We start from the raw sequence: 12,900 nt of genomic DNA, 5'->3' as shown, positions 1-12,900 counted from the left end.
GGAAGGGCCGCGTCAATGCGCACCCGACGATGGTTTGCTGTCCTGCCAACGGCGCATCAGGCCGTTCGACGGCACGGTTTCGTCGAGCAGCTTGCGGGCCGTTTCGACACCCGCGACCGGCAGGCCGGCCGGATCGAGCAGGCCGATCTGCACGAGCACGCTCGCCTGGTCCCAGTAGATGTGCTCGTGATAGAGCTTGTCGCCGCGAAACTTGACGATCGCGACGAGCGGAATCTCGACGCGCTTGCCGGTCGGCGCGACGCCCGGCAGCATCCAGTCGATCTCGGTGGTGTGCGTGAAGCAGAACAGCAGCTCGTCGACGATCTGGCTCGCGCCGACCGTGCGCGAGATCGGCGTGATCGTCGTGTCCGGCGGATTCGCATGCACGAAATGATGCGTGTAGAAGCGCTTGAGCTCGTCATGGCCAACGCCGCCCGTCAGCGTCGGAACATGGTTGACGTACGGTTCGGCAACCATCGTCGCCATCGTGGCATCGACGTTGCGCGTGTCGAATTCGTGTTTCAGATGCGCTTCCCACAATGTGGACAGATCGTAGTGCGGGCCGAGCGCGGCACGGAACGCGGCGATCGCGCGCTGATGGGCCATGATCGCGGCGGCCTTGTCGAAATGATCGCCGCCAGCGCGCGCGAACGCGTGATCGACACCGGGATACACATACACGTCGACGCCGTCGCGCCCGGCCAGCGCGTCGGCAATGCGCTGCTGCGCGTCGGGCGGGCAGAAGCGGTCCTGCCCCGCGATCTGCAGTACGAGCCGGCCGTGCAGGTGCGACGCCTCGTCGAGCGCCTGCTCGATGCCCACGCCGTAGTAGCTGACCGCCGCGGCCACGCCCGGCAGCCGGCATGCGGCGAGATACGCGAGCTTGCCGCCGAGGCAGTAACCGAGCACGCCGGCTTCGCCCGTGCATTCCGGCAACTGCGTGAGCACCGCGAGCGCGGCGCCGATGTCCTCGACGCCCTTGTTCTCGTCGTATTCCTGATAAAGGGCCATCGCGCGCTCCATGTCGGCGGCCGTGTAACCGAGTTCGATCCCCGGCGTCTGGCGCCAGAACAGGTCGGGCACGAGCACCGTATAGCCTTCCTCCGCGTAGTAATCGGCCGCTTCCCGCATCGTCGCGTTCGCGCCGAAGATCTCGTGGCACAGCACGATGCCGGGCCCTTTGCCGGCGGCCGGCGTGCTCAGGTATGCGCGAAACGTGCCGCCGTCCGGCGACGGAATCTCGATGTGACGTCCTTGCATGTGTCCCTCCATTCCAGTTTTTTGCTGCGACGGGCCCAGTATTGGCGGACGAAATGGGCACTTCTATCCGCTTTCTTCGGCCGGTATCCGCGAATTCCGGAAACCTGGGAAACCGGCCGCCGCGCGTGGGCGGGCGCGCGGCTGACTGCGGGTATGTGCGGATGCGGAACGCCCGCACAGTTTTCTACGATGCGCGAACGGTCCGCTTCTTGCGTTGTTTGCGCGGGACTTGCGTGCTTTGGCGGCCGGACTGTCCGGATACTCCGGGCGCTATCCGGATCGTGCGGCGAATGCCCCCATACCGGGAACGCATGCACGACGCGAGTGCAACCGAGCATGACGGGAGATCATCGATGGCGCAATTTTCCGGAACGGGCTGGCTGCCGGATACGGCCTGTTTCAATCACGACAACCTGCTGCTGCAGTCGAACGACGTCGACGAGGTGCGCGCACGCGTCGCCGACGTCTTCAAGCCGCACCGGCTCACGCCGACCGGCGAATCGCGCGCGCTGCACAGCTGCATGCATCACGCGCGCTGGGGCAACCTGTCGTTGAACCTGCTCGATTATGGCGGCGGCGTCAGCATCGAGCCCGGGCCGCTCGAGCACTTTTTCCTGTTGCAGATCCCGCTGCGCGGCGATGCGGAGATCGAGTGCGGCTCGGCGCGGTTCGTGTCGTCGCCGGGCACCGCGTCGCTGATCTCGCCGACGCTGTCGCTGAAGATGCGCTGGGGCGACGCGTGTCCGCAAGTCATCCTGCGCATCGAGCGCGAAGTGATGGAGCGCCACGCGCAGCGGCATTTCGGCGACGACCGGCGCGCGCCGGTCGAATTCGAGCCGGAATTCAGCCTGTCGTCGTCACAGGGCACGTGTCTCGCGCAGATGCTGCCGATCCTCGCCGGCGCGATCGCGACGGATGCGCATCCGCTGCGTCATCCGCTCGCGTTCGAGCAGCTCGAATCGACGCTGCTCAACCTGCTGCTGCACGGCCACCCGAACAGCGCGCGCAACGGCACGCGGCATCTGCCGGTGGCGATTGCGCCGTTTTACGTGCGGCGCGTCGAGGACTACATCCGCGCGCATCTCGACGAGCCGCTGACGATCGAACGGCTCGCCGAACTCGCCGGCGTCAGCCCGAGCACGCTGTTCGCGGGCTTCCGCCATTGCCACGGGATCACGCCGATGGGCTTCGTGCGGCAGTTGCGGCTGCAACATGTGCGCGACGAACTGCTGGACGATGCGGCGCCGGGGCATGCGTCTGTGACGGACATCGCGATGAAATGGGGCTTCGCGCACCTCGGGCGGTTCGCGATCGAGTACAAGCGGGCGTTCGGCGAATCGCCGTCGGCGACACTCAGGATGCGGCGCGGGCGGGCCTGGCGACCTACGCTGTAGCCCGCGCGTGGATCGTCTACGGCAGCGGCGCTCCCCGGACCGCCGTCACGTCGACACCGAGCCGCCATTCACCGAACGGGCGGCGCGGCGCGACGATCGCCGGCAGGCGGCTATCGTGAAAGCGCGCGTAGCAGGGCTTGACCCAGCTCGGTTCATTGTGCAACGTCCACGGGAACAGTTCCTGCCTGACCGGCGTGATGGCCGTGGAGCTTGCGGGGTTCTCCACCGCATTGACGACGAGATTCGCGAGGCGGCCGATCGCGCCGTCGTTTTCCCGGTAGAGATCGATGTGGCGCCGCTGCACGAGCTCCGCCGCAAACACGAGCGGAAGCGGTGCGAACGTGTGGCCGTGCAACCCGCGGCCGCTCCAATGGCGCCCGCAGTCTGGCGTCCCCGTCTTTCATCCCCCTTGCCTTGCCTGGCGAAAGCCGCTCGGACCGGTGCCGAACCGGCTCCGCTTTTCACGCACCGAACGCCGGCGCATCTTTTTTGAGACTGCGCCACGTTCGCCCGGTATCATCGCTGCGCTCGTGAACGACGCCATTGGCCGGCGCATGCCGACTCACGCGCAACCAGCATCCCAAGCATGACAACACAGGGCGGACGCCGGCGGTGCGTCGCGCCGCGATCGGGCCGAATCGGCCACCAGCACGACGGAGCATGGAACGATGGTAACGGGGACGGGTGCGGCGCGACGCGCGAGGGCGGTCGCTGCCGGGAGCGCGTGGGTCATGGCGGCGGCAGGCGGCGCACACGCGCAGGCAACGGGGGCGGCCACCACGCCGCCGGCCGGCGCGGCGGCGGCCGTGCTGCCGGCAATCGACGTGACGGGGAAGGGCAACCGCGCGTCGAGCGGGCTCGTCGGGCTGCGCACCACGGCCGGCACGAAGACCGACACGCCGGTGGCCGAGATCCCGCAGACGATCAATCTCGTGACCGCGCAGCAGATCGAGATGACCGGCGCGACCGACCTGAACCAGGCGCTGCGCTACGTGCCGGGATTTGCCACGTTCGGCGCCGACAGCCGCACCGACTGGTATGCGGCGCTGCGCGGCTTCACGCCGACGCTGTACGTCGACGGCGTGGCCGCGCCGAATACGGCCGTGATCGCGAACTGGCGCGTCGACCCGTACACGATCGACTCGATCGCCGTGCTGCGCGGGCCGACGTCGGTGCTGTACGGCGCGGGCGAACCCGGCGCGATCGTCGATGCGCACACCAAGCTTGCCGACGGCGAGCGCGTCCGCGAAGCCGGCGTGCAGCTCGGCAACGACGCGCGCAAGCAGTTCATGCTCGACGTCGGCGATGCGCTCGATCCGGACGGCCGCTATGCGTACCGCTTCGTCGGCGTGGCGCGCGACGGCAACGCGGTCACCGGCCCGAACGGCGACCGGCGCGTCGCGCTGGCGCCGTCGTTCCGATGGCGGCCGAACGCCGATACGTCGCTGACGCTCTCGGCGACCTTCCTGCAGGACAGCAGCGACATTTCGTCGAACTTCCTGCCCGCGTCGGGCACGGTGCTGCCGAACCCGAACGGCCGGCTGTCGCAGGACATCTACATGGGCACCCCCGGGTTCAACGACTACCGGAAGAAGCAGTGGTCGCTCGGCTATGCGCTGGAGCACCGCGTGAATGCGATCTGGTCGCTGCACCAGGACGTGCGCTGGTCGCACCTGTCGCTCGACGACGCGACGGTGTTCGGTATCGGCTTCGTGCCCCGCAGCACCACCACCATGATGCGTTATGCGGGCCTGTTCCAGCTCAACTACAGCCGGTTCGACATCGACAACCACGCGCAGGCGCGCTTCGGCACGGGGCCGCTCGAACATACGCTGCTGCTCGGCGCGCAATATGACCGGCAGACGACGACCAACAGCGTGTGGCTCGCGCTGGCGCCGTCGCTCAACCTGTATCACCCCGTCTACCGGCCCGTCACGGACGCGATTTTCTCCGGCCCGACGTCGCTCGGCCACGTCGACCAGTACACGGCGATGAACGTGTTCGGCGTGTATGCGCAGGACCAGATCCGCTGGAAGCGCTGGACGCTGACGCTCGGCGGCCGCGAGGATTTCGTGAATGCGCGGTTCGACAACCGGACGGCCGGCACGCAGGCGCAGCAGGACGTCAGTGCGTTTTCCGGGCGCGTCGGGCTCACCTATCAGGGCGACGCCGGGCTGTCGCCGTACGTGAGCTATTCGACGTCGTTCGATCCCGTCATCGGCGTCAGGATGTATGGCGGCGGCATGCCCAAGCCGACGCGCGGCAAGCAGACGGAAGCCGGGCTGCGCTGGCAGCCGCCCGGCAGGAACCTGCTGCTGAGTGCGGCCGTCTACCAGATCGACCAGACCAACGTCGCGACGCCGACACCGGTGAGTCTCGACCCGACCGGCACGACGTCCGTGCAGACCGGCAAGGTGCGTTCGCGCGGGATCGAGCTGAGCGCGGTCGGCAAGGTCACCCGCGAGTTGTCGGTCGTCGCGTCGTATGTGTACCAGGACGTCAAGAACGTGCAGGCGAACGACGCGTCGTTGAACAACTGGCCGGTGGCCGTGCCGCTGCCGCGGCAGATGGCGTCGATGTGGGCCGACTGGACCTGGCGTACGGACGCGCTGTCCGGCCTCGGGATCGGCGGCGGCGTGCGCTACCAGAGCGCGTCGGCCGGCGCGCCCGACAACTCGCTGACCGTGCCGAGCGTGACGTTGTACGACCTGGCGCTGCACTACGAGATGCCGCACTGGCGGTTCGCGCTGAACGTCGCGAACCTGTTCGACCGGCGCTATGTCAGCGGCTGCACGTCGTATACCGTCTGCGTGTTCGGCAACGAGCGGACCGTGCTGGCCACCGCGAAATACAACTGGTAATCGCGAACGCGCGGAACGGCCCTACGCGTCGCGTTGCGGCTCCCGGCGCGCGGCGCGTTCGCCGGCGTGGCGCTGGCGCCGCCACTCGGTCGGCGTGAGGCCGAAACGCTCGCGGAATGCGGTCGCGAAATTCGCCGGTGTGGAAAAACCGATTTCCTTCGCGATGCTGGCAATGCTGAGCGACGTCGAATCCAGCAAGTCCTGCGCGATCCGCAGCCGCTCTTGGCGCAGATACTCGAACACCGTCTGGCCGAGATTGTCGCGAAACGCGCGCGACAGCCGTTTTTCATGCGTGCCGACCGCGCGGGCGAGCTGCTCCACCGTCGGCGGATCGTTCAGCGTTCGTGCCAGGTGGCGGATGGCCGCGCGCACGATGATGTCGTCGTCCTTGCCGGCCACGAACGGGCTGTCCGCGTCGACGGGCCGCTCGAGCTTCTCCCGCGCGAGCTGTACGCGAATCCGCGCGAGCACTTCGGCGGGCTCGAACGGCTTCACCACGTAGTCGACGCAGCCGATGTCGAACCCCTCGAGGCGCTCGTGCAAGGCGCCGGCCACGGTCAGGAAGATCACCGGAATCGCGCACGTCAGCGGATCGGCGGCAAGCAGCCGGCACGCGGTGAAGCCGTCCATGCGCGGCATGCGGACATCCATCAGGATCAGGTCGGGCATCAGCGCCTGTGCACGCTGGCACGCCTGCAGCCCGTCGGATGCAATGCTGATCCGGCACCCCGTGCCGCGCAGGATGTCGATCAGCAAGCGAAGCTGGTCGGGCTGATCGTCGACGATCAGGATATGGGCGCCGCCCAATGCGGAGGTCGATGGATGCATCGTGCACCTGTTCTGGAATGGCTGCTGGCTGCGTTCCTGCGGGTGGCCGGCCCGGTTCGGATCAATCGTCGGAAGCTGCTCCACGGCGACGTACAAGCGTATCGATAGTCGGATTTCGCCCGACGACACGACGGACAACCGGTCGGCGTAATGCCCGGCATGGCGGGTTTTGATCACTGACCCGGCAAAGGCGCCGAGCGTTGTCGTCGTCGCGCGCTGAAAGGTGCGCGCCCGCCGGTATCGATGCGAGCCGAATTGTAGGGGCATATTTCAATTCTCGCCAGACGCATTGACTCTATTTGCTTCATGCCGTTTTTCGGATACTTCATCGTATATCGCGATTTTTGTTTGCGGTACGGCACGCCGATGCCTGTCCATTTCCGCCATTTTCATTTGTGCCGCCACGTGCAGTCGCGCAGTTCTGCGTTTTTTTGGAAAAACCTCGTGAGGAATTTTTCTTCAATCCGTTTCGGCAAAGGTTTTATCCTCCCGGTAAAACATCTCAATTAATTTCGCTGGTGCGAAATCGTTTGCGAGATGTACGTTTTTATCGCAACTCGTTGAATATATTGAATTTTACAATCTATAAAGAATGTCGCCTTCAATAATTTTAAATCGTGTCTCATAATTCGTCCGAACTTTGAGTGAAGGGTTGCACCGAGCAACACAAGGCACGGCAGGTTGTGACGGACGTTGTGCGATTCGGGTCCGAGGCATCAGTTGATGTCACTCCGGGCGCATGTCCGTTGCGCGCAAGCGCAAATCCGGTTGCCGTGGATGAAATAAAAGAAGCGGGGTTGGTCGCGGTCGGCGCGGCATCAAATACGGGGTGTCCATGACGTCGGATTGAATCTCCTGATTCAGTCGCTGGGTGAATTCGCCCATATAAAACGATATGCATTCCTAATGCACTACATGAATTAACGGAACGGGCCGTCGCGCGAACGGCGTGCCCGCGCTTTCGAACGTCCCGTCGCCACGGGCGAACGATGCGTGTCGCCTTCGGCACGCTCGGGCCACGCACGGGAATCGGGTTCCGCACTGAAGTCGCAATCGCAATCGCAGGTGAAGTCTTCAACAAAAGTAAGTAGTCCGTATTCAAACCAAACGCTACAAAACGGAGCAGAAGACCATGAAGAGGAAGCAGATTTCGGCGCTTGCCGCCGCCATGTTCACGGGTGCAGGTGTCCTGATCTCGGGTGCCGTGCATGCGGACAATTTCGTCGACCGCGGCAACCCGGACAACGCGCTGAACGGCCAGTGCATCGACGGGACGAACCCGCTGTGCGTCGCGACCAAGAGCGGGAGTTACGTGGCAGTGAGCACGGCAAACGTCAAGATGGGCACGAATGCCAAGGCAGGCACCAGCGGGATCGCGATCGGCGACCAGTCGAATGCGAGCAGCAATGGCGGCACCAGCAGCGGCGGTGCGATCGCGATCGGCGTCGGTTCGCAGGCGCTGGCGAACTCGGCCACGGCCATTGGCACGGTAGCCGTCGCGCAAGGCAACACGGCGCTCGCCATCGGTCGCCAGTCAGCCGCGGTCGGTGATTTCTCGATGGCGCTCGGCAACGTCGCCGATGCGCACGGCACGAGCTCCATCGCGCTGGGTCACTCGGCGCTCGCCAGCGGCGATCGTTCGGTTGCGATCGGCGGCGCCAACCCGACGTCGAGCGACGGCGTGTCGGCCGGCGCGTCGTATGACGCAGCCACCCAGACGCGCGCCGGCGGCACGCAATCCGTGGCGATCGGCGCAGGCGCGCAGACGAACGACAACAACCAGGTGGCGATCGGGTCGGGCAGCATCGGTGCGAACAATGGCGGCACGCCGGTATTCGGCGGCACGGCCGCGCCGGTTGGCGGCGCGGTGTCGTTCGGCTCGATCGGCAAGGAGCGCCAGCTCAAGAACGTCGCGGCAGGCGCGGCCGATACGGACGCCGTCAACGTCCAGCAGCTGAAGAACGTGAACGGCACGCTCAGCACGAGCATCGCCACGGTCGATGCGCGCGTGACGTCGGTCGGCAATTCGCTGTCGACCACGATCTCGAATGTCGACCAGCGCTTGACCAGCGTCGGCAACAGCCTCAGCACCAGCATCGTGACCGCTACGAAGAACGTCGTGAAATACACCGACGATTCGCATGCGGCGATCGCACTCGACGGCGCCAACGGCACGACGATCAACGGCGTCGCGGCTGGCGTCGCCGACACCGATGCGGTCAACGTCGGCCAGTTGAAGGGCAGCATCGCACCGCTGCAGACGTCCATTTCGACGGCGGCGTCGAACATCACGAACCTGCAGACCAGCGTTACCGGCATCAACACGTCGCTGAGCACGGCAACCACCAATATCAGCAACCTGCAGGCGGCCGACACGCGCAACGTGAAGTACGACGGTCAGAGCGGCTTCGACTCGGTGACGTTCGCCGGCACGAACGGCACGACGCTGCACAACGTCGCAGCCGGTGTCGCGAATACCGATGCAGTGAACGTCGGGCAACTGAACGGTGGCCTGGCGTCGCTCAGCACGAGCGTGACGAACAACATCAGCACGACGCTGGGCAACCTGAGCACGTCGATCACGAACCAGATCGGCGACGCAACGAAGAACGCCGTGCAGTACGACGATGATGCGCACAGCGGCGTGACGCTCGGCGGCAAGGGCGCGCAGTCGCCGGTCGCACTGCACAACGTCGCGGACGGTGTTGCCGCGAGCGACGCGGTGAACGTCGGCCAGCTCGGCAAGGCGACCGACACGCTGAACCAGTCGATCACGAATGTCGGCAACAGCGTCACGACGCTCGGCAACCAGGTGACGACGAACACGGGCAACATCGCCGCGCTCCAGCAGGACGCACTCCAGTGGAACGCGACTCTCGGCACCTACGATGCGAGCCATGGCGGCAACGGCCCGCAACGCATCGGCAACGTCGCGGCCGGCAAGAACGGCACGGATGCCGTCAACGTCGACCAGTTGAACGCGGCGATTCAGGACGGCACGAGCCAGCTCGACGCGCTCGCGGTGAAGTACGACGACGCGAGCAAGAAGCAGGTTTCGCTCGGCGCGGGTAACGGCGGGAGCCCGGTGCACCTGACCAACGTCGCGGAAGGCAACGTGGCGGCCGGCAGCACGGACGCGGTGAACGGCGCGCAACTGCGCCGCTCGACCGACGGCACGGCGGCCGCGCTGGGCGGCGGTGCGACGGCGAATCCGGACGGCTCGATCAGCGCGCCGGCCTATAAAGTCGGCGGCGGTTCGTTCAACAACGTCGGCGATGCGCTCACGAACCTCGACGGCCGCGTCGGCAGCAACACGACGACGCTCGAGAATCACGAAACGCGCATCGGCAACGCCGAAGCGAGCATCGCCGGCAACACGGCCGCGATCGCCGGGCTGCAACAGGACGCGCTCCAGTTCGACCCGAAGGCCGGCGCCTACAACGCGGCGCGCGGCGGCGCACCGACGAAGCTGACGAACGTGGCCGACGGCAACATCGCCGCGGGCAGCACGGACGCGGTGAACGGCGGCCAGTTGTCGGGCGTGAAGTCGTCGCTCGAACAGCAGATCACGCAGGTGTCCAACCAGGCGGGCGAGGCCGTGAAGAACGTCGTCAAGTACGACGTCGACCCGAACGGCAACCGGCTGAATTCGGTATCGCTGATCGGCGGCGACACGAATGCGGCCGTCGTGCTGAAGAACGTCGCGGCGGGTACCGACGATACGGACGCGGTGAACGTGAAGCAGCTGAAGGGCGTGCAGTCGAGTCTCAACCAGCTCGGCGCGCTCGCGGTGCAGTACGACGACAGCTCGAAGAGCTCGATCACGCTCGGCGGCGCCGGCGGCACGCGCATCACCAACGTGCAGGCAGGCACGCTCAGCGCAACCAGCACGGACGCGGTGAACGGTTCGCAGCTCAACGCGACCAACCAGCAGGTTGCGAAGAACACGACCGACATCACGAACCTGCAGGGGAACGTGACCAACATCGCGAACGGCAAGGCCGGCCTCGTGCAGCAGCAGGATCCGAACGGCGCAATTTCGGTCGGGAAGGACACCGGCGGCACCAGCGTGAACTTCTCCGGCACGTCGGGCGACCGCGTGCTGACCGGCGTCGCGGCGGGCGTCAACAACAACGACGCGGTCAACATGGGCCAGTTCAACAATGCGCTGAAGAACGTCGCGGCCAACGACCAGATCCGTGCGGCGGTGACCGATGCGAACACGTCGTGGATCGCACGTGCCGATGCGGGTTCGATCGGGTCGACGGCAACCGCAACCGGCAAGAACGCGGTGGCGGTCGGCCAGGGCTCGGTTGCCGATCGCGACAATTCGTTCTCGGTCGGCGCGAAGGGCAGCGAGCGCCAGGTCACGAACGTCGCAGCCGGCACGGCGCCCACCGACGCGGTGAACGTGCAGCAGTTGAACGACAACCTGTCGGCCGCGTCGAATCAGGCGAAGGGCTACACCGACCAGCGCATCGGCCAGGTGTACAACTCGTTCAACGACCTGAAGAAGGACATGTACGGCGGCGTGGCATCGGCGATGGCCGTGGCCGGCCTGCCGCAACCGACGGGCGCGGGCCGCTCGATGGTTTCGGCGGCGACGTCGAACTATCACGGCCAGCAGGGTTTCGCCGCCGGGTACTCGTACGTGACGGAAAGCAACCGCTGGGTCGTCAAGGCGTCGGTGACGGGCAACGCGCGCTCGGACTTCGGCGCGGTGGTGGGCGCGGGTTACCAGTTCTGACGTCGTCCGCGCAGTATCGATTGAACGGTGGGGCCGGGCATCGGTCGTGATGCCCGGCACTGGCGGGAAATCCGTGGCCCGGGGTGGTTTTTTTCACCCTCGGGCCATCGACGTTTGATGCGTCGCGCCGCGCTCAGTCGCCGGCGCGAGTCAGCCTGTCGATGACCGCGCGGGTGTGCGAAGGCCGGGTGATTTCCGTCCAGTGCAGATCGTTGCAGAGCGCGACATCGCCGATCCGTACCGCCCGCCTGCCGCTACGCAGGACTTCAAGAGCAAGAAACGGAGTGCCTGTCAGCGCACGGCCGCCTACATTGCCGTGATGAACCTCACTCACGGGATGTGAAAACCATGACCTTGCTCGAAGGGAAAGTCGCCATCGTCACCGGTGCCTCCAGCGGCATCGGCCGAGCGATCGCGCTGATGTTCGCGGCGCACGGTGCATCAGTCGTATTGGGCGCGCGAAGCGAAGCCGCACTGAATCAGGTGGCCGACGCGATCCGTCTTCAGGGCGGGCAGGCGCGCGCATGCGCGGGCGACGTCGGTCACGCCGATACGCATCGAAGGCTCGTGGCAACGGCGCTGCGCGAGTTCGGCGGTCTCGACGTCGCGATCAACAACGCCGGAACGGTCGGGCCGCTCAAACCGCTCGCCGAGATTTCGCTCGACGATTGGCAGCAGACGCTGTCTACCAACCTGACGGCGGCCTTCCTGGGTGCAAGCAGCCAGATTCCCGTGATGCTCGAACGCGGAGGCGGTTCGATCGTCTTCACGTCCAGCTTCGTCGGAACCAGTGTCGGGCTTCCCGGCATGGCCGCATATGGCGCGTCCAAGGCCGGCTTGATGGGATTGGTGAAGGGCATTACCGCGGACTATGCGGCACGCGGGATTCGGGCGAATGCGCTGTTGCCGGGCGGTGTGGATACCGCGATGGGGGGAGACCGTGACCAGAAGGAGTGGGCGGCGGGGCTCCACGCGATGAAGCGTATCGCGCGCCCCGACGAGATCGCATCCGCGGCGCTGTTCCTGGCGAGCCCGATGGCCAGTTTCGTTACCGGCTCGGCCCTGTTCGCCGACGGCGGCAATGCGGCCGTGAAGTGATGCGCCGTTGGCGCAAGCTCAACCGCTGGCGCGGGCCAGCGTGTCGATGACCGAGCGGGTGCGCGACGGGCTGGTGATTTCAACCCAGTGCAGATGCGCGAATTTCGGGTCGTCACGCAGGCCGGCGAACTTGACACGATTCCTGGCGAACGTGGTGTATGACCACAGCAGCACCGACTCCCGGGAGAATGCCATCCGCAGCGATTCACGGTTTCCGTGCGAAAGCTCGGTGCGCATGAGCCCTCGGCTCAACGTGCGCCAGAGCACCCGGGAGAACACTGTCCGTCGCCCGAAGTTCAGCCAGATCACGTGCGTGGCTCTCGACCAGAGCGCGTCGCGCACGGCGCTGTAGTTCCCGTCGGCGACCCATCGGTCGCCGGCCGTCGCGGCCAGCACGGCGCTCTCGAACTGTTCCGGCGGCACGGCTGTCCAGCCGGGGCCCCAGTAGAGCCGATCCAGCTCGATGTACGGGCAGCCGGCTGCTGCCGCCAGTGCGCTGGAAAAAGTGGATTTCCCCGCTCCGCTGGTTCCAACGACGACGACGCGCATGGATTCGATCGCGGTTGAATGTTGAAGTCGTGCATTGTGCCTCACGCCCCGAAACGGCGCTGCATCTTCGATCGGTTCGAAGCCGCCGGCACACCGTTTGTTTCCCAATGCTCGTCCTTGCAACGGTCACGACAGTCGTGGCACCTCATGCAGGCGCGCCGCG

Annotated in this window: 8 protein-coding genes; 4 read left to right on the top strand and 4 right to left on the bottom strand. The window is 66.0% G+C overall.

What is annotated here, in order from left to right:
* Positions 1-12: 12 nt before the first annotated feature.
* The gene (locus FFS49_RS07415) at positions 13-1,260 is read right to left on the bottom strand and encodes a dienelactone hydrolase family protein (RefSeq protein WP_105817096.1); all 1,248 of its coding nucleotides are present in this window, start codon (positions 1,258-1,260) and stop codon (positions 13-15) included.
* A gap of 353 nt (positions 1,261-1,613) precedes the next feature.
* Between FFS49_RS07415 and FFS49_RS07410 the strand changes: the two genes are divergently transcribed.
* Positions 1,614-2,654 (top strand): AraC family transcriptional regulator, encoded by a 1,041-nt coding sequence (locus FFS49_RS07410; RefSeq protein WP_105817095.1) that lies wholly within the window; start codon positions 1,614-1,616, stop codon positions 2,652-2,654.
* A 16-nt stretch (positions 2,655-2,670) separates the two neighbouring features.
* Here FFS49_RS07410 and FFS49_RS07405 read toward each other — a convergent pair whose 3' ends face one another.
* Complete coding sequence (locus FFS49_RS07405; RefSeq protein WP_224755655.1) at positions 2,671-3,009, bottom strand: alginate lyase family protein; 339 nt, start codon at positions 3,007-3,009, stop codon at positions 2,671-2,673.
* Positions 3,010-3,322: 313 nt separating this feature from the next.
* Between FFS49_RS07405 and FFS49_RS07400 the strand changes: the two genes are divergently transcribed.
* Positions 3,323-5,515 (top strand): TonB-dependent siderophore receptor, encoded by a 2,193-nt coding sequence (locus tag FFS49_RS07400; protein WP_105817094.1) that lies wholly within the window; start codon positions 3,323-3,325, stop codon positions 5,513-5,515.
* Positions 5,516-5,536: 21 nt separating this feature from the next.
* On the opposite strand, the gene FFS49_RS07395 is transcribed toward FFS49_RS07400, so the two are convergent.
* Positions 5,537-6,343: a response regulator gene (locus tag FFS49_RS07395; protein ID WP_105817159.1), complete on the bottom strand. Its 807-nt coding sequence runs from the start codon at positions 6,341-6,343 to the stop codon at positions 5,537-5,539.
* 1,132 nt (positions 6,344-7,475) lie between these two features.
* On the opposite strand from FFS49_RS07395, the gene FFS49_RS07390 reads away from it, so the two are divergent.
* Positions 7,476-11,090 carry a YadA-like family protein gene (locus tag FFS49_RS07390; protein ID WP_105817093.1) on the top strand — a complete coding sequence of 1,205 codons (3,615 nt, stop codon included), beginning with the start codon at positions 7,476-7,478 and terminating at the stop codon, positions 11,088-11,090.
* 348 nt (positions 11,091-11,438) lie between these two features.
* Positions 11,439-12,188 (top strand): SDR family oxidoreductase, encoded by a 750-nt coding sequence (locus FFS49_RS07380; RefSeq protein ID WP_105817092.1) that lies wholly within the window; start codon positions 11,439-11,441, stop codon positions 12,186-12,188.
* 18 nt (positions 12,189-12,206) lie between these two features.
* Here the strand turns inward: FFS49_RS07380 and FFS49_RS07375 are convergent, their stop codons facing one another.
* Positions 12,207-12,737, bottom strand: coding sequence for a toxin (locus FFS49_RS07375; protein WP_105817091.1), 531 nt, complete (start codon positions 12,735-12,737; stop codon positions 12,207-12,209).
* Between the last annotated feature and the right edge of the window lie 163 nt (positions 12,738-12,900).

The organism is Burkholderia sp. 4NA327C6, from assembly GCF_005502655.1.
Classification (GTDB): domain Bacteria; phylum Pseudomonadota; class Gammaproteobacteria; order Burkholderiales; family Burkholderiaceae; genus Burkholderia; species Burkholderia contaminans.
Note: the sequence above shows the minus strand (reverse complement) of the source record. Positions and strands in the feature narration are given on the sequence as shown.